This window comes from Singulisphaera acidiphila DSM 18658, from assembly GCF_000242455.2.
GTDB classification, from domain to species: Bacteria; Planctomycetota; Planctomycetia; order Isosphaerales; family Isosphaeraceae; genus Singulisphaera; species Singulisphaera acidiphila.
Genome location: NC_019892.1, coordinates 220,503 through 236,847, shown reverse-complemented (window position 1 = coordinate 236,847; position 16,345 = coordinate 220,503). Strand labels below are relative to the sequence as shown.

The window sequence follows — 16,345 nt, the reverse complement described above, 5'->3', positions numbered from 1 at the left end:
CCACAGTAGCGATCTCTGACCGAGCCTGCCCACGTGGTTTTCGTCCCACTTCCCGATCGACCTCTTCGCCGATCAGGGGAAGCCACCCAGGCCACCCCATCGATCATCCTTGGCTTATGCCCCCAAAAAAGGCTTGGCGCCCGCCCACCTCCAGGCGATGACGAATGGCAGGAGAAATCCGGAATTGCCTTGCATCGCAACATCCGTGGGGATCTGCTGTGTCTTCGGATTGACCGAATGAGGCCGCCCTCGGGAGTCGTCGCGGTTTCAACGGGGAAATCCCAAGGTTCTTTTCCTGATGATGATCTCCGCGGGGACCCTGTGAATGTTGACAGCGAAACTGAGTCGACCATCGTTTTCGACCTTGGCCCTGGGCGTCGCCACCGTTTTCGTATCCGTCGTGGTCGGAGCCGCGGAAAGCCGGGCGGCCGAGCTCCATGTGGGAGGGGCAACCGTCAGCATCACGCCCGATCGACCGGTCGCGATTGCGGGGCAGATGCGGACCCGGATCGCCCGGGACGTTGAGAGTCCTGTGACCGCCACGGCCTTGGCCCTGGAATCGAAGGAAGGAGACAAGGTTCTCGATCAGGCAATCATGATCTCGTGCGATTTGGTGGCGATCGAGTCCGCGGTTCTTGCCCAGGTCCGCCGCCGCGTGAAGGAGCGGCTCCCTGACCTCGATAGCCAAAAAGTGCTGCTCAACGCCACCCACACGCACACCGCCCCCGTCATGACGGAGGGGGATTACGAAATCCCCAAAGACGGGATTATGCAGCCGGCGGAGTACGCCGATTTTCTCGCCTCCCAGGTCGCCGAGGCGGCGGTGAAAGCCTGGCAGGCGCGCAAACCAGGGCGGGTGGGCTGGGGTCTGGGGCATGCCGTGGTGGCCCAGAATCGACGGGCGATCTATGCCGATGGCCATGCCCAGATGTACGGCGCCACGAATCTGGCGAGCTTTCGCGGGATCGAAGGGTCGGAAGACCAAGGAGTCGAAGTCCTCTTCTTCTGGAATCCCGAGGGAAAACTGCTCGCCACGGCGATCAACGTCGCCTGTCCTTCCCAGGAGGTCGAAGGACTCTCGGCCGTGAACGCCGACTTCTGGCATGAGGTCCGGGAAACGCTCCGCTCAAAACACGGCAAGGACCTGCTGGTCCTGGCCTGGACCGGCGCGGCGGGCGATCAGTCGCCTCACCTGATGTATCGGACTCGCGCCGAGGAACGGATGCGGACGCTCCGCGGCCTGACCCGGCTCAAAGAGTTGGCGACCCGCATCGTCGGAGCCTGGGACGAGGCCTACGAGGGCGCTCGCAAAGAACAGAAGGCCGACGTCCCGCTCGTTCATAAGGTCGCGACGATCAAGCTACCCGTCCGCGTCGTCACGGACGCGGAAGCCGCCGAGGCCAGGTCGAAGATCGAAACGCTTTCCAAAGACCCGCTCAACCGCCGTTCGGTGGTCTGGCATCAGGAGGTCGTGGACCGCTACGAACGGCAAAAGGCCGGCCCCGTCGACCCGTTCGCCATGGAGCTTCACGTCATCCGGCTCGGCGACATCGCCATTGCCACCAATGTTTTCGAGCTCTTCACCGAGTACGGGATCCAGATCAAGGCCCGCAGCCGAGCGCTCCAGACCTTCATCATTCAACTGGCAGGCCCAGGCTCCTACCTGCCGACCGAGCGTGCAGCCCGTGGCGGAGGTTATAGTGCCATCGTCGAAAGCAATTTGGTCGGCCCGGAAGGGGGGCAGGTCCTCGCGGATCAGACCGTGAATCTCATCAATTCACTCTGGCCGGAGGGCTGACCCGGTCCGGTGAGAACACTGGCGTCGATCCGGATTTCGAGCGAAGCGGAATCCGCTCCGCATTGACGCCGGTGAGCTCCTCCTTTTCGCGGGCGAGTGCAATGAAGGTTACAAGTTCACGAGGTTTTCTGAGCATGAAACCAATCGTCTGTTTCCTTGTGCTTCTGAGTGCGTTGGGCCGCCAATCCAGCGCCGCGGAGAAGCCACTGAATATTGTCCTGCTCTATGCCGACGATTGGCGTCATGACACACTCGGTTGCGCCGGGAATCCGGTGGTGAAGACCCCCCACCTCGACCAGCTCGCCCGCGACGGTTTTCGGTTCACGCGAAACTGCGTAACGACGGCGATCTGCGGCGTCAGCCGGGCCTCGCTCTTTACCGGGCAATGGATGTCTCGCCATGGGAACCCCGCCTTCCAGGCGTTCAAGACGCCGTGGGCGGAGACGTATCCCGGCCTGCTGCGGGCTCATGGCTACTTCGTCGGACACGTCGGCAAGTGGCATAACGGCACGTTCCCCAGCGAGCACTTCGACTTTGGTCGCTCCTACAGCGGCACGCATTGGATGACGGAGCCGGACGGATCAAAAATTCACGTCACCAAGAAGAACGAGAATGATGCGCTCGAATTCCTCCGCGACCGCCCGGCAGACAAACCCTTCTGCCTCACGCTCGCGTTCTTCGCCACCCACGCCGAGGACGGGAATCCGAAGCAATACCTGCCCCAACCGGAGAGCCTGTCCCTCTATCAAGACGTGACGGTTCCCGTGCCGAAGACTGCCACCGAGGCGCACTTCAAAAAACTGCCGCCGTTCATCGCCAATGAGAAAAACGAAGGCCGCAACCGCTGGCACTGGCGGTTCGACACCCCGGAACGCTACCAGCAGTACATGAAGGATTACTACCGCCTTGCCTCCGAAGTCGACGCCACTTGCGGCCGCGTGCTGGCCGAGTTGGAGAAGCAAGGCGTACTCGACAACACGCTGGTCATCTTCACGACCGACAACGGCTACTTTCACGCCGAGCATGGTCTTGCCGACAAATGGTATCCGCACGAGGAAAGCATCCGCGTACCACTCATCGTGCGTGATCCGCGAATGGCAAAGGCCAAGCGAGGGCAGACGAACGACGACTTCACACTCAACGTCGATCTCGCCCCCACCATCCTGGCCGCAGCAGGAGTCGCCCCGCCCGAGCGGATGCAAGGTCGCAACTTCGCGCCACTCTATCTCGCGGCGGAAAAACCCGCATGGCGCACGGAGTTCTTCTATGAGCACGCCATTATCCATAATCGCGACTTCATTCCCGCATCCGAGGCGCTCGTGCGCAAGGACTGGAAATACTTCTACTGGCCCGACTTCAAACACGAGCAACTCTTCGACCTGCACGCCGATCCTGGGGAAGAAAACGACCTTGCCGCCGATCCGGCCCAGGCGGGGCGACTCGCCGAAATGCGCCACCGCTTTGCCGAGCTCAAAGCCGCCGCCCCATAAGCGTCATTCGCCATCAAACGGAGGCAAGTGCGCTCCTACCGGATGGGCCTGATCCATGATATGATAGGCAAATGGGACTTTGTCGGAGCTTCCTGCTCACCTCCCTACGCTTCCGCAGTTTCGATGGCAAGTCGGCCTCGATCACCCACCGAAGCCGAACCCATTCGACCGATGTAATTCCCCCTCGAGAAGCCAAGGCCGGCAGAAGCCGTTGCGATTCGGGAGGATGAGGAATTCCTCCAAACGCACCGACGTTTCTCGGAAGTGTTCTTTTACTTTACCGGAGAGATTGGCAATGTCACCGCAGGAAAAGGCTGAAGCACTCGGACTCCAATTCACCAAGCAAGAGCCAGGGTATCTGGCGCTGGTTGTGCGGACCGGCAACCTGCTGCTGACGTCAGGCCACGTGAGCGATATCAAGGGGAAACTTGGCGCGGGAGTCACGGTCGAGCAGGGGAGGGCAGCTGCTCGGGAATGTGCCGCCAAGATCCTGAATTCCGTCTGGAACGCCCACGGCACGCTAAATGGTCTGAAAGTGCTGAAGCTTCTCGGCTGCGTAAACTCGACACTCGAATTTGACGAGCAGCATCTGGTGATCAACGGCTGCAGCGACCTCTTGCATGAAATCTATGGCAAGGATGGCGACGGCTATCATGCCCGGAGCGCCCTCGGTTTCGCCCAGATTCCCACCGGCTCGGCCGTCGAAGTCGAGGCCATTTTTGAAATCAAGGAATAAGGCTATCCCGTAAATAATCACATTTCAATTGCAAATGTGATTCTTTATAGTCTTGAGAGGAGTCCATGATCTGACTCCGGGGTGGCCGGGTCAAATCTCAGCCGGAGCTACCTGCCCAAGGCATATTTTCGAGAGGGGCGCCCACCACTTGTGGCCTAAGCCACTCGCTGGCCCGAGGGGAGGGGCGGCCCCACTCACTCATTGAGTCCCAGGCAAAAGTCGCCTGACGGTTTCGCTCAACGTTCGGTCAAAAACCGGAGGCTTTCTGAAAAGTGACTTGCGCAGCACTCAATTATTCTGCCAATGGATTCCCTTGTAGTATATTCCCGTAGGATTTCGAACAAGAACCAGGAGTGGAGTGCGACCGTGGGACGTTGTCATGCGCAAGAAGGAACGCCGCCACGGGACAGTCCCGACGGTTGCTTGGGCCGCTATCGGTCTCCTGGCGGCCTGGGGCCTTACGGGATGCCGCACACCACAAAGGAGTGATCTCAACGGCCCGCCGTCCGCGACGACCGCAGCCATAGATTCCTCACAACCGCTTTCCTTCGTTTCACCCGCCGAAAACCTCGTCATCGCGGATTCCCCGCGAAGCGATGGGGACTTCGACCCCGTTCCCATGGGCTCCGCGATCGAGACCTGGGTTGTTCACACCCGGGCGTGCGAGCAGACGATGGGGGTGAATCCCTGGCCCAGCATCACGGTGGCGAGGCTCGATGAGAATGGTGGGCCGCTCAACGGATCAACTCCCGAGGGCTTGTTCAACCGAATGGCGGGGCGGCCCTCGGTCTTCCTGATCCACGGCAACGGGTATAACTATCTCGCCGCGATCAAGGAAGCGGTCCAGGTCCGGGCGCAGCTCGAGGCACTGGGCGGCTTCGATCCGGAGACGCTGTTCGTCGTGTTCGACTGGCCGAGCGAGCGGGTGCGGCCCGACCTGGTCGTGGACCTCAACGAGAAGGCAAGGCGCTCGCGGATCGCGAGCTACCAATGCGCGCGATTCCTTCAAGCCGCGCCTGCGGGTTCGCGGATTTGCTTCATGGGCCAGAGCGACGGTGGCCGCATCACGCTGACCACCATGCACCTGCTCTCAGGCGCAGCGCTGCCGGCGTTTTTGAAAGAGCCGGAAGCGCAACTCAGCTCGGGCCGCCCCGATCTCCGGCTCCGTGCCGTGATCCTCGAGGCGGCCGCCGAACATGATTGGCTCAACCCCGGCAATCGGTTGCATCAGGCGCTCCCGATGTGCGAGGCCCTTCTGAATCTGCGCAACAGCGGCGACTATGCTCTGGCCTTCTATTCGCTCGGCCAGTACACCGGTGTCGGCTCCGCGATCGGCCGCGTGGGCCTACGCCCACGCGACCTGCACAAGCTCGGGCCGCTCGCGGAGCGCGTCGAAGAGATCAACCACCACGCCCAGAGCGGCATGAGCCACACCCTCTTCCCCCAGGTCCTCGAATATCCCGACGTCGCCCCCCGGATCGCACGCTACACCTCCTGGAACGATGTCACCCCGGTCACGAGGCGTTGAGCTTCCAAGAACAGGCGACCTCAAAGTTGGTCGGCGGAGATCACCTCGCCCCCGTTGCGTGAGGCAATCGCACGCCAGGTGGAAACGCTCACGGTGTTCTTGGCGAACTGAACGTGTCCGTCGGCGAAGAGCACGTTGACTCCGCCGGAGTGGAAACTCCGCGCGGCCATCCGGCCGCCCACGTTCCCGGAGAGGCAGTCAAAGGCTTGGTTATTCGGTGTCAGGAAGTGATTGAAGCTCGCATAGATGAAACTCCCTCGCGCCCATTCCCGACCTCGTTGGCCACCCCAGAGGGTGATCGACCCGGCGCAAAAGGCATCCGTGACCGGCGTGAGCGAAGGCCCTTGACCGTATTGCAGAAGGCGGTCCTGCGGAGCCGCGCCCGCCGTATCGAGGCCCGTCCCCTTGATCGTCTCACTGAAAGCGGCCGTGTTGCTCAGCCCGTCGGTGATCTCCGCGTACCGGACTCCCGAGCGTTCGAAGAAGACGCCGTCGATCGCCTGGGGCCCATCCTCGGGGCGGAAGCTGCCTCCGTTCTGAAGGCCGGTGCCGGCATTGGCCACATAGTTATTCGGTCCGAAGCCAGGATCGAGCCGGGCCTGCCGCGGGTCGGACGGGCAAAGATAAGTGGCGATGATCGAGCTAACGGACGTCGTGTTGGTCACGCCCAGCGGCTGCGTGGCGGACGGGAGCGAGGTGTGATTGAAGTTGATGGAGTTGAACACCGCGCCGCCTTCGACATTCGGCAGGATCTGGGCCAGCGCCGACCAGAGGTGGGGCGAGCCGGTGCGGGCCGAGGGAAGCCGCTCATGCGTACCCTCGTAGTTGTGCAAGGCCAGGCCGATCTGCTTGAGGTTGTTGGTGCACTGAGAGCGGCGCGCCGCCTCACGCGCCGCTTGCACGGCAGGCAGCAGCAAGGCAATCAACACGGCGATGATCGCGATCACGACAAGAAGTTCAATGAGAGTGAAGCCACGGCGAGGCATGTTCGGAGCGTCCTGGATCCGGACGAGACATGACGCGGGACCTGGCGCCGCTGTCCCTCTTTATCTCTGCTCTTGGCCAGATCAGTTTATCGCTTCGATCGAAAAAATGCGACGAAGCGTCCGAGGGCATTGCGAGCCGGCTTGGAGCCGCCGTGGCTGGAGCCATCGCCACTCGTAGCCCTGCTGAAAGAAGTCTCGGAGAGGGTTGGCCAGAGCGGTTCGAGGGAGACGACCTTCTGACGGCAGGCCGGGCAGACGATCCCGCGTTGGGTCGGCGTCGAAACCTTGATCCCGATGAATTCGCGGCAAGCCGGGCAGCAACCGAAGCGCTCGCGCATTCTCCCGGCCAAAAGCGTGGGCCGTACGGGAGCGTGCTTCCGAGGTGCCGGGATCAGCCTCGCCAATTGCACGACGAGCGAGTACGGGGTCATCATGGTCGCGATTTCCGAAGGGCCGTGCGTGGTCTCCTGACTCTTCGTCGCAATCTCCGCGATTATTGCACCCATTCCGGGGCCACTCGACTTTCGAGTCGCCGACGAAACTCGTGTCGTCCCATAAAGAAGTGGCAATTCCGCTCTTTGGAAAGCATTGGGAAGGGAAAGAATCCCCAAAAAACAGCGAACGAAATCGAGGCGTCCACGCAGTATGAGGGACGAACGGACGGATTCGTCAACTTGAGGGGAGCGGATACGTTGGTCGGATCGAGTGGACTCAAAGACCTGGGACGTCTCTTTAGCGAGGGGACCGACGCCGGGCAATCGGACGGGCGGCTTCTGGAGCGGTTCGTGGCCCGTCGCGACGAGGCGGCGTTCTCGGCCTTGGTCACCCGCCATGGCTCATTGGTCCTGGGTGTCTGCCGTCGCCTGCTTCGCGACCCGAACGACGTTGAGGACGCCTTCCAGGCGGTCTTTCTTGTCCTGGTCCGCCGGTCGGGCTCGCTTCGCGACGGCGACCGCCTGGCAAGCTGGCTCTACGGGGTGGCCTACCGCGTTTCGCTCCGGGCGCGAGCGAACGCCGCCCGGCGGCTGGGGCGCGAGCGACCGGGGATCGGGGTCGAGGCGCTGGCGATCATCCCGGCCCCTGACCGGGATCAAGAGCGGAGGGAATTGCTCGCGGTGCTCGACGAGGAAGTGACCCGGCTGCCCGAGCCGAGTCGCGCCGTCGTCCTGCTCTGCGACCTCGACGGCCTGACCCACGAGCAGGCTGCGACCCGACTCGAGTGCCCGGTCGGCACCGTCAAGAGCCGGCTCTCGTCGGCCCGCGCCCGGCTTCGGAGCCGGTTGACGCGCCGCGGCTTCGCTCCAGCTCTGGTCGGAACCGGCTCGGGCCTCCTCGTCAACCAGGCGGTGGCATCGCCGTCGGAGGCGCTCGTCGTCCGAATCGTCCGCGCTGCAACCCCGTACCTGACCGGGATGACGGGGGTCGCCGAAGTCGGGTTGGTCCCGGCGACGGTGGCCGCCCTCGTAGAAGGAGAACTTGCGATAATGGCAACGATCTCGTGGAAGTCACTCGCCGGCCTGCTCGTCGTGAGCGGGGCCGTGGCCACTGGTGCCGTCGTATCCTTGGCCAAGCCGATTCCTGTCTCCCCGCCCGCGGCCCCTCGCGCGCTTCAGGCCCCCCTCGACCCGGCCCGCATTCCCCAGCCCGAGCCGATCCCCCTCGCCTTGAACGCGGAGCCCGACAGCCCGTTGAGCCTGGTCAATCCGGGCGTTGAGGAACGGGCCAAAAACTTGCCCAAGGGGTGGTCCAAGGGGAACCCAATTCGAGGCGTTTCCTACATCTGGAGCCAGGACATCGCCCACGACGGCAATGCCAGCCTCTGCCTCAAGAAGTCCGAGAACCGCTATTTCCCGATCGCCGAGTGGTCCCAGGCGGTCGAGCGCACAGGAGACAGTCCCCGCCTGAAAGTCTCCGCCTGGATCAAGGCCGACCGGGCCGGCAAGGCGATCCTCGACGCCCAGTTCATCGACCGTGACGGCAAGTGGAGCCACGCCTGGATCGCCTACCTCGGTGCCAAGAAATCCGACGATCCTCCGGTCACTCACGACTGGAAGCACTATGAAGGCGTCGTGGCGATCCCCCCCGGAACGACGAAAATCATCATCGCTCCCCAGATCTACGGCCCCGGATCCGTCTGGTTCGATGACCTAGCCGCCAGCTACACCACCGATCCCGCGACCGATCCGCTGACGCAATAACAGTCTCTATAGGAACATTTCTTCACTTCCGGGGGATAAGGGATCCGGGTCCCGAACTGCTTTTCCCTAGCATTCGGGACTCGCCATCGTGTAAAACACCACAAACCTGGACACACTGTAATCGCCTCTCGGCTTTAGCCTGGCTTGAATAGAGTCGATGCCCAAGATGACGACTTCCCGCACTGACCCGCCCCTCTACGACCAAATTGCCGCCGCCTATGCGGCGAAGGTGGATACCTCCCCCTACAACGCACTCTATGAGCGTCCGGCAATGCTCGCTCTGCTGCCGCCAGTTCAAGGGCGTGACCTGCTCGATGCCGGCTGCGGCTCGGGCTGGTACAGCGAGCAGTTCATCGCCCGTGGTGCCCGCGTGACCGCGATGGATGCGAGTTCCGTGATCGCAGCCTACACCCAGGCACGGGTGGGCAACCGAGCGGTCGTGCATGTGGCCGACCTCGCGCATCCCTTACAATTCGCGGCCGATTCCCAATTCGACGTGATCGTGTCGCCCCTGGTCCTGCATTACCTGCCGACCTGGGAGCCCACACTCCGGGAGTTCCATCGGGTGCTCCGCCCTGGAGGGCACCTCGTTTTCTCGACCCATCACCCGGGCTCCGAAGCCGAGCGTCTCGGGACCACCGCCTACTTCGATACGGAGTTGGTCGAGGAAACGTGGGAAGATGTGGGACAGGTCCGGTTCTATCGGCGGCCCCTCTCCGCCATCTTTGAGGCCCTCTCCGCCACCGGATTTCTCACCGAGCAAGTCGTCGAGCCCCGCCCCACGGACGCATTGCGCATCGCGGCCCCCGCAGCCTATGAACGGTTGCTCCAACGCCCTGCCTTCCTGCTCGTGCGGGCAAGACGCGAGAGCGAGTAATTACCTCGCCCCTCCACACGAGAGCCGGGAGCCGTTTCTGGCAATCCGCACACGGGGCCACAGCCTAATTTCGGTCGCGGAGCAATAGCTCGGCCCAGGCGGCGTCGGCTTCGGAGAGAGATGGGCTTGGAGGGCGGGCATAATCGACGGCCCCCCGGCGGTAAGGGCCACCATCGTAGGCTCGATTGAAGACATACTGGAGATCGAGTGGCACCTCGGATTCTTCCTGCTTCAGGGGGACCGGAATGCAGGGGAGCCATTCCCGCAGGCTGAAGGGGAAGACCTCGTATCCGACGCTCTCGGCGCGGCGCCAGGCCCGATTGACCAGGACCACGTAATCAGGGGCCGGGTCGACCTCATCGAGCATGGCGGCCAGGTTGAGGTCGGGAAGCACGCGATCACCACTGCGCAACAGGTCGATCTCGATCAAGTTGGCGTCGCTTTCGAGTACCTCGTGCTGCTTGCGGCGATAGGCGTCGCGGTCAGGGCCAGAACGCTTGTTCGACGGGCTCAAGATCTCGATCAGGGTGATGAGCTTGTGGCCCTGGAGCGAGTCGCGGATCTCGATAAAATGATGCCGAATCTTGTCAATATGAATTACAATATCAATTGAACTTGAAATTTCCCTTCTAGGTCGATCAACCACCGCCGTTGCCCCTTGGGCGGGCCGTGGGAGAGGATGCCGGACGACGGTGATGTCAGGGACGATGCGCTGCGTCACCTTCCTCTCTTCGACGATACCAAGCTCCGGCCGCATTTCGAGGCGGGCATAGTAAGGAGTCGGGAGGGTCTGGTTGAGTTCGTTGCGGATCTCACTCGCCAGCGCATCATGGAGATCCGGCCAGATCGCCGGAGCTTCCAGATAGGGGTCCATGCCGGGGAAGGGGGAAGGCATCGTCCGAATCTCCCTGGGCCGCGGTTCCACCGACAGCCCATTCTATCGCATCAAGGGAGAGCCGACCATGATCGGTCACAGGTCACGCCCGCTTCGCCCGCGCGGGAGGAACCTTGCCACCAACCAGGGGCTCAGCGCCTCCTTCAAGCGGCTGCCCCACATGGGCGGCTTCGAGACGGCTCTCAATCTGGGCGGCGTAGTCCGCAGAGAGTTCGAAGCCCAGATACTTCCGACCAAGCTTCTTGGCAACAACCAACGTCGTACCGCTGCCCGCGAACGGGTCGAGGACGATATCCCCCTCGTTGGAGCAGGTGCGGATGATCCGGCCGAGGAGTTGCTCAGGCATCTGGCAGCCGTGCCACCCGGCACGCTCCTTGAACGTGCCGCAGACCCGCGGGGCGTACCAGGTGTCGCTGTCGGGGGCGAAACCTTCGGGCAAGTCCTGGGGGCGGAGGATCCAGGTATCGTCCGGCACGCGGCCTTTGGGATCGGCACGGGCGTCGGCGTAGACGAGCTGCCGCGCGGAGGGGACGGGCGGTGGAAAGCCACTTTGAGTTCGGCTGCGTATTCGTCGCCGATGGGCAGCCAGGAAAATTCCATGAAGACAGGAGCCGACATGGTGATGTCGACTCCTGCACCCTTACCCCATTATTCAGAAGGCGTCCGAGCTGACCACCTCGCCCAGGTTGACAGTGCCGATGGCATACCACGAAGCAGGGGAGACCGAGTTCTTGACGAACCGGACGGTGCCGTCAAGGAACAGGACATTCACCCCGCCGGAGTGATAGGAACTGGCCGAGATCTGACCGTCATAGCCCCAGCCGCCGTTATAGCAGGACTTGGTGTTGGGCATGTTGGTGTGCTGGTAGGTCCCGCCACGACCGCTGTCCTGGTGGTTCCAGTATTCGCCCTTGTAGTCCCACGAGATAGCCGTGGCCTGCTGGCAGGCGTCGGAATCGGCCTTGACGGAGCCACCGGCGCCGAGGGCGGTGGAATTGGTCCAGACCACGTTCAGGCCCGGGAGGTTCTTGCCTGATTGGCCCTTAATGAATTCGCTGAAGACGGCCGAGTTGCTCGTCCCATCAGTGATGCTGGCGAGGGTGAGAATGATCCCGACGTTGCCGTCGCCGCCCGTCCACCAGGCGGCACCGTTCGTCTTACTGCCGGTATAGCGGCGTTCGGTGCCGTCGTTGGTCGGGTAATTGCTCGCTGCGATGGGATAGGCAAAGCCGTTGATGGTTTGCGTGCCGGAATTGGCCACATTCGGATCTGAGGGGCACAGGAAGGTGGCGATCTTGGTCGAACCGGCAGTGACGTTCACGGCCCTGCCAACCGCATAATCGTCGACGTACGCGATGCCGTTGCAGGTATTATTGATCGTGCCGGTGCTCCAATTGTACGGAATGAAATTCCAGTTGAACGAGTTATAGATCCCCGTTTGCTCCATATAGGGGAGAAGGCGGGCCTTCATCGAGAAACGCTGTGCGCCGCAGGTGGTGCCCACCGGAGCGATGCACATGGTGGTGCTCTCGTAGTTATGGACGGCCAGACCGAGTTGCTTCAGGTTGTTGACGCACTGCGAGCGTCGGGCCGCTTCGCGGGCCGCCTGCACGGCGGGGAGCAACAGGGCGATCAGCACGGCGATGATCGCGATCACCACCAGCAACTCGATCAGCGTGAAGCCGCGTCTCTGCATGCCTTTCATGGAGAACCCCTTCCAAAGTTTGGAACAATGAAAAAAAAAGAACGAACCTGATCCAAGCGAATCACCGGACATGACGACCGAGAGCCCGGGCCTTCAGCGACCGAAATCGGCCGGGCCACCGCAAGCGGAGCCCGGCCGCCATGATCGGCAGCGCCGGGCACCAGGGAAGAATGATTATCGTTTTCCGGCCTTCTTGTCGGCTTCCGCCTGCTTCTTCATGGCATCCTGCTCAACCTTCGCGATCTCCTCCGGTGTCATCGTCGCCTGCGGAGCGACGGTAAATTCCTTAGTGCTCGACGCGACCGGATCGGACGAGCCCGAGCATCCGGAAATACCGAGTCCCAGCAGCCCCAAAAAGGCGAGACCAACGAAAAGCTTGAGAGGCATGATCGGAAAACTCCATGGATGGACCGGTCACAAGGGGGTCGGCTCGACCTCCAAACGCGGCCCACGGGATGAAATTACGAGAAAAAAAATGAGATTGGCTGCAAGAAAGCTCGCGAAGACTTGATTGTTTCACGTCGCTTCGGTCACCGCGCACGGAGCTATGTCGATGCCGGCAGACAGGTTGGACGGTCATCCAAAATCTTTCTCGCGCCGGGATTTCGACCTCGACATCCTCGGACCGCGCGCAACCGAGCCGATACGTAGGCGAATCAACCGTCCAGAGCGAGCCCACGGGTGAGCAAACGGCTCTTGGTTCGATTGGTACGCAGGTACGCCCCGAGGAGGTAAGCGGTCCACCTTGGACCGAACCTTCCCCACATTTTGGCCGCGATGGATTTACTTAATTGCTATACCTTATCGAGCTGGACGGAAAAAGCAAGAAAAAGTCGTAGCGATCCCGAATATGTAGGCATCTCTCGTGAGGAAGACCAGAAGGATTCCTACTGATCTCGCATTCGCGGGAAGCCCTTAGATAACTCACGAGTGAGGCCGAGGCCAGGAAGTTCCGGAGCCACTCGGGGTGATATGGCTCGCCATTGAGCCGCTCCACCGGGCTCCACAGCACCTGTCGAGCCGTGCAGGTGCAGGTCGCAATACAGATGGGAATCGAGCCAGCGCAGCAACCAATCCACCCGGTTGCTCATCCGATGATAACCGGGGTAGGCAATTGACGTCCTGGATCAGCGCTGTGGCCAAACCTATCCATCGTCACAAATAGTCAGGTTAATTAATACCGTTATTGTATTCCTCTTAGCTCGTGGATGATGCACCGTCTCCCGTTGGTGGTGAGCTGGTGGCATCGGCCAAAAGTTCCAATCCAATTAAGACTTCCTTGAACAGCATCGGCCGCAAGTCGATGCAGGCGAGGATCGTTGTCTCCTGGCCGACGACACACCCACCCAACGCTACGGGCCCAGGGAGCCGGGACCGGCTGACTCGCAGTTCGTCATGGCCACAGTGGAGTGGTCCTCAGCCATGTTGTTCACCACCGGCAGAGCGGGCCTATCGGTTTGCCTACTCTGGAGCAGATCCCCACCCGAGAGATGGGTATGCCCAAGCTGCCGGCAGCTCCTATCGAAATGGATCTTTCGGACCAGGCCGAAGATCGCCGCCGAGATGAGCGTCTGAGCCCGGTCGCAGGGGAGGGCACCAGGCCATCGATCGTGGATCGCTGTCGATGAGGCTATGCCAACAGGGAGTTCCTCAAGCCGGCCCAGCGAACCGGTTTCGTCGAGGCCGCTCGCTTGTGTCGGGATGCGGAGATGCTTGAGTTGCCAAGTGTGCTCAAGCTGGGCGAGCGGCGCGTTCGTCGCCGATCTCACTCGCCAACACATCATGAAGATCCGGCCAGATCGCCGAAGCTTCCAGAGAGAGGGGCATGCCGGGGAAGGGAGAAGGCATCGTCTGGATCTCTCTGGGCCACGGTTCCACCGACAGCCCATTCGATCCCAATCCAATCAAGGGAAGGGAGAGCCGACCTTCGGTCACAGGTCACGCCCGCTTCGCCCGCGCGGGGGCCACCTTGCCACCAACCAGGGGCTCAGCGCCTCCTTCAAGCGGCTGCCCCACATGGGCGGCTTCGAGACGGCTCTCAATCTGGGCCGCATAGTCCGGAGAGAGCTCGAAGCCCAGGTACTTACGACCAAGCTTCTTGGCCACAACCAACGTCGTACCGCTGCCCGCGAACGGGTCGAGGACGATATCCCCCTCGTTGGAGCAGGTGCGGATGATCCGGCCGAGGAGTTGCTCAGGCATCTGGCAGCCGTGCCACCCGGCACGCTCCTTGAACGTGCCGCAGACCCGCGGGACGTACCAGGTGTCGCTGTCGGGGGCGAAACCTTCGGGCAAGTCCTGGGGGCGAAGGATCCAGGTATCGTCCGGCACGCGGCCTTTGGGGTCGGCACGGGCGTCGGCGTAGACGAGCTGCCGCGCGGAGGGGACGCGGATGTCATGGTCGTTGAACAGGAAACGCTTGCCGTCCTTGACGAAGTAGAACAGGTGGACGTGGCTTCTGCTGAACTTCTTCTTGCAGTGGACCCCGAACGTGTAGTACCAGATCACCCAGTTCCGCAACGTCAGCCCTTGGCCACGGTGGAAGGCCACTTTGAGCTCGGCCGCATACTCGTCGCCGATGGCCAGCCAGAAAGTGCCGGTCGGCTTGAGGACCCGCGTGACCTCTTTGGCCCAAAGCTCGGTCCAGGCGAGGTACTGGTCGGCGCTGCGGCTGTCATCGTAGACGTCGTAGGCGTAGCCGATGTTGAAGGGGGGGTCGGCGAACACAAGGTCGATCGACCCCGACTCGACCTGCCGGATATTCTCCAGGCAGTCCCCTTGGTAGAGACGGTCAAGCGCCAGGCTGGGGGTGGGGGCCGCGGGCATGATTCGCTTACTCCTCGTCACCGGCCGAGGACGCGTCCGAGCCGTCAGGGCCGTGACCGTCGCCGTTGCCGACGCTGTTTTCGTCGCCGTCGATTCGGTATTGCGCTAGCTTCTTGTGCAATGTGTTTCGATTGATGCCCAGGCGGGCGGCGGCCTTGATCTGAACCCGCTCACAGGACTGGAGGACCTGCTGGATCAGCTCGCGCTCGACCTGATCGACGATCCGTTTGTGAAGGTCGTTGGCCTGCGGGCCGGCCGCGCGGACCCCCTGGCGGACCAGTTCGGAGGTCATGGCGGTGAGGTCGCCCCCGCGCGACCGGATCGGGCGCGGGGCCGCGACCCCGCGCAATTGAGGGGGCAGATGCTCGACGGTCAGCTCAGGACCTTCGCCCAGAATCACGGCGCGTTCGACGTAGTTCTGAAGCTCGCGAACGTTGCCCGGCCAGTCGTGATCGCGGAGCAGGCGCATCGCCTCGGGGTGGACCCGGCGCACGTCGCGGCGATTCTGATCGGCGTACCGCTTCAGGAACGATTCGACCAATGAGCCGATATCGTCCCGGCGCTCGCGCAACGCGGGCAGGTAGATCGGCACGACGTTGAGTCGGTAATACAAGTCTTCACGGAACCGACCGGAGTCGATCTCGTCGAGCAGGTCGCGGTTGGTCGCCGCGATGATCCGGGTGTCGACCTTCTTGGTGTTCGTGTCGCCGACCCGCTCGAACTCACCCTCCTGGAGGACGCGGAGCAGCTTGACTTGCAGCTTGGGAGAGGTGCTGTTGATCTCGTCGAGGAAGATGCTGCCGGTGTGCGCAGCTTCAAATCGGCCGGTTCGGTTGTCCACAGCCCCCGTGAACGAGCCCTTGACGTGACCGAACAGCTCGCTCTCGAGCAGGCTCTCGGTCAGGGCCCCGCAGTTGACGCGAATGTAGGGGCCGGAGTATCTCGGGCTAAGATCGTGGATGGCGCGGGCGATCAGTTCCTTACCGGTCCCGGTCTCGCCAACGATCAACACACAAGCGCGCGAGGGAGCGACTTGCCGGGTGGTCCGGAAGACCTCGAGCATTGCCGGGCTCGAACCGATCACGCCCGGCAGAGGAGTATCTCCTCCCGGGCGAGGTGGGGAGCGATCATAAGGGGTGGCCATCACCGCGCGTCCTTCCAAAAGGGCCGGCAGACACCTCGGACAGGCGAAGCGCTTCGCTCGCCCTTCGGGCCGGCCGGACCCCTCCTCTCCTTCGATCAATTGTTCCGTTCAAGCAATCCGTCGATTCCTCGGCACTTTGCAAGGCAGAAGATCGGTTCGGGT

General features: G+C 62.3%; 16 protein-coding genes. 6 read left to right on the top strand and 10 right to left on the bottom strand.

From position 1 onward, the window contains the following. Window positions 1-325: 325 nt before the first annotated feature. The 4 genes from SINAC_RS00930 to SINAC_RS00915 all read left to right on the top strand — a co-directional run bounded on the left by SINAC_RS00930 (window position 326) and on the right by SINAC_RS00915 (window position 5,552). On the top strand, window positions 326-1,798 hold the full coding sequence (locus SINAC_RS00930; protein ID WP_015243827.1) for a hypothetical protein: 1,473 nt from the start codon (window positions 326-328) through the stop codon (window positions 1,796-1,798). A 134-nt stretch (window positions 1,799-1,932) separates the two neighbouring features. Further along, complete coding sequence (locus SINAC_RS00925) at window positions 1,933-3,288, top strand: sulfatase family protein (RefSeq protein ID WP_015243826.1); 1,356 nt, start codon at window positions 1,933-1,935, stop codon at window positions 3,286-3,288. Window positions 3,289-3,583: 295 nt separating this feature from the next. Then, window positions 3,584-4,024 carry a RidA family protein gene (locus SINAC_RS00920; protein ID WP_015243825.1) on the top strand — a complete coding sequence of 147 codons (441 nt, stop codon included), beginning with the start codon at window positions 3,584-3,586 and terminating at the stop codon, window positions 4,022-4,024. Window positions 4,025-4,643: 619 nt separating this feature from the next. Beyond that, complete coding sequence (locus SINAC_RS00915; protein WP_020467067.1) at window positions 4,644-5,552, top strand: alpha/beta hydrolase; 909 nt, start codon at window positions 4,644-4,646, stop codon at window positions 5,550-5,552. Window positions 5,553-5,572: 20 nt separating this feature from the next. Here the strand turns inward: SINAC_RS00915 and SINAC_RS00910 are convergent, their stop codons facing one another. Continuing rightward, window positions 5,573-6,538 (bottom strand): DUF1559 domain-containing protein, encoded by a 966-nt coding sequence (locus tag SINAC_RS00910; protein WP_015243823.1) that lies wholly within the window; start codon window positions 6,536-6,538, stop codon window positions 5,573-5,575. Window positions 6,539-6,624: 86 nt separating this feature from the next. After that, the gene (locus tag SINAC_RS39530) at window positions 6,625-7,044 is read right to left on the bottom strand and encodes a hypothetical protein (protein WP_015243822.1); all 420 of its coding nucleotides are present in this window, start codon (window positions 7,042-7,044) and stop codon (window positions 6,625-6,627) included. A gap of 186 nt (window positions 7,045-7,230) precedes the next feature. Here SINAC_RS39530 and SINAC_RS37775 point away from each other — a divergent pair, with 186 nt between their 5' ends. Both SINAC_RS37775 and SINAC_RS00895 read left to right on the top strand, forming a co-directional pair. Continuing rightward, the gene (locus SINAC_RS37775; RefSeq protein ID WP_015243821.1) at window positions 7,231-8,736 is read left to right on the top strand and encodes an RNA polymerase sigma factor; all 1,506 of its coding nucleotides are present in this window, start codon (window positions 7,231-7,233) and stop codon (window positions 8,734-8,736) included. A gap of 166 nt (window positions 8,737-8,902) precedes the next feature. Further along, window positions 8,903-9,613: a class I SAM-dependent methyltransferase gene (locus SINAC_RS00895; protein WP_015243820.1), complete on the top strand. Its 711-nt coding sequence runs from the start codon at window positions 8,903-8,905 to the stop codon at window positions 9,611-9,613. A 64-nt stretch (window positions 9,614-9,677) separates the two neighbouring features. On the opposite strand, the gene SINAC_RS00890 is transcribed toward SINAC_RS00895, so the two are convergent. The 8 genes from SINAC_RS00890 to SINAC_RS00860 all read right to left on the bottom strand — a co-directional run bounded on the left by SINAC_RS00890 (window position 9,678) and on the right by SINAC_RS00860 (window position 16,183). Further along, complete coding sequence (locus SINAC_RS00890; RefSeq protein ID WP_015243819.1) at window positions 9,678-10,508, bottom strand: DUF4058 family protein; 831 nt, start codon at window positions 10,506-10,508, stop codon at window positions 9,678-9,680. 82 nt (window positions 10,509-10,590) lie between these two features. Then, complete coding sequence (locus SINAC_RS00885) at window positions 10,591-10,983, bottom strand: DNA-methyltransferase (RefSeq protein WP_020467070.1); 393 nt, start codon at window positions 10,981-10,983, stop codon at window positions 10,591-10,593. Window positions 10,984-11,160: 177 nt separating this feature from the next. Then, window positions 11,161-12,213, bottom strand: a complete 1,053-nt coding sequence (locus SINAC_RS00880) for a DUF1559 domain-containing protein (RefSeq protein ID WP_015243818.1) — start codon at window positions 12,211-12,213, stop codon at window positions 11,161-11,163. Window positions 12,214-12,387: 174 nt separating this feature from the next. Continuing rightward, on the bottom strand, window positions 12,388-12,600 hold the full coding sequence (locus SINAC_RS00875; RefSeq protein ID WP_015243817.1) for a hypothetical protein: 213 nt from the start codon (window positions 12,598-12,600) through the stop codon (window positions 12,388-12,390). Window positions 12,601-13,565: 965 nt separating this feature from the next. Beyond that, window positions 13,566-13,982 (bottom strand): hypothetical protein, encoded by a 417-nt coding sequence (locus SINAC_RS00870; protein ID WP_081578274.1) that lies wholly within the window; start codon window positions 13,980-13,982, stop codon window positions 13,566-13,568. After that, the gene (locus tag SINAC_RS39525) at window positions 13,945-14,040 is read right to left on the bottom strand and encodes a hypothetical protein (RefSeq protein WP_237722419.1); all 96 of its coding nucleotides are present in this window, start codon (window positions 14,038-14,040) and stop codon (window positions 13,945-13,947) included. Before SINAC_RS39525 ends, SINAC_RS00870 begins: the two co-directional genes overlap by 38 nt. A gap of 111 nt (window positions 14,041-14,151) precedes the next feature. After that, complete coding sequence (locus SINAC_RS00865) at window positions 14,152-15,039, bottom strand: DNA-methyltransferase (RefSeq protein WP_015243816.1); 888 nt, start codon at window positions 15,037-15,039, stop codon at window positions 14,152-14,154. Window positions 15,040-15,046: 7 nt separating this feature from the next. Further along, the gene (locus SINAC_RS00860) at window positions 15,047-16,183 is read right to left on the bottom strand and encodes a sigma-54 interaction domain-containing protein (RefSeq protein WP_015243815.1); all 1,137 of its coding nucleotides are present in this window, start codon (window positions 16,181-16,183) and stop codon (window positions 15,047-15,049) included. Window positions 16,184-16,345: the final 162 nt, after the last annotated feature.

What these genes read in the sequence shown, in the direction of transcription:
- SINAC_RS00930 (WP_015243827.1), top strand. Translation starts at nt 326, where the DNA reads ATGTTGACAGCGAAACTGAGTCGACCATCGTTTTCGACCTTGGCCCTG.
- SINAC_RS00925 (WP_015243826.1), top strand. Translation starts at nt 1,933, where the DNA reads ATGAAACCAATCGTCTGTTTCCTTGTGCTTCTGAGTGCGTTGGGCCGC.
- SINAC_RS00920 (WP_015243825.1), top strand. Translation starts at nt 3,584, where the DNA reads ATGTCACCGCAGGAAAAGGCTGAAGCACTCGGACTCCAATTCACCAAG.
- SINAC_RS00915 (WP_020467067.1), top strand. Translation starts at nt 4,644, where the DNA reads ATGGGCTCCGCGATCGAGACCTGGGTTGTTCACACCCGGGCGTGCGAG.
- SINAC_RS00910 (WP_015243823.1), bottom strand. Translation starts at nt 6,538, where the DNA reads ATGCCTCGCCGTGGCTTCACTCTCATTGAACTTCTTGTCGTGATCGCG.
- SINAC_RS39530 (WP_015243822.1), bottom strand. Translation starts at nt 7,044, where the DNA reads ATGGGTGCAATAATCGCGGAGATTGCGACGAAGAGTCAGGAGACCACG.
- SINAC_RS00895 (WP_015243820.1), top strand. Translation starts at nt 8,903, where the DNA reads ATGACGACTTCCCGCACTGACCCGCCCCTCTACGACCAAATTGCCGCC.
- SINAC_RS00890 (WP_015243819.1), bottom strand. Translation starts at nt 10,508, where the DNA reads ATGCCTTCCCCCTTCCCCGGCATGGACCCCTATCTGGAAGCTCCGGCG.
- SINAC_RS00880 (WP_015243818.1), bottom strand. Translation starts at nt 12,213, where the DNA reads ATGAAAGGCATGCAGAGACGCGGCTTCACGCTGATCGAGTTGCTGGTG.
- SINAC_RS00875 (WP_015243817.1), bottom strand. Translation starts at nt 12,600, where the DNA reads ATGCCTCTCAAGCTTTTCGTTGGTCTCGCCTTTTTGGGGCTGCTGGGA.
- SINAC_RS39525 (WP_237722419.1), bottom strand. Translation starts at nt 14,040, where the DNA reads ATGCCCCTCTCTCTGGAAGCTTCGGCGATCTGGCCGGATCTTCATGAT.
- SINAC_RS00865 (WP_015243816.1), bottom strand. Translation starts at nt 15,039, where the DNA reads ATGCCCGCGGCCCCCACCCCCAGCCTGGCGCTTGACCGTCTCTACCAA.
- SINAC_RS00860 (WP_015243815.1), bottom strand. Translation starts at nt 16,183, where the DNA reads ATGGCCACCCCTTATGATCGCTCCCCACCTCGCCCGGGAGGAGATACT.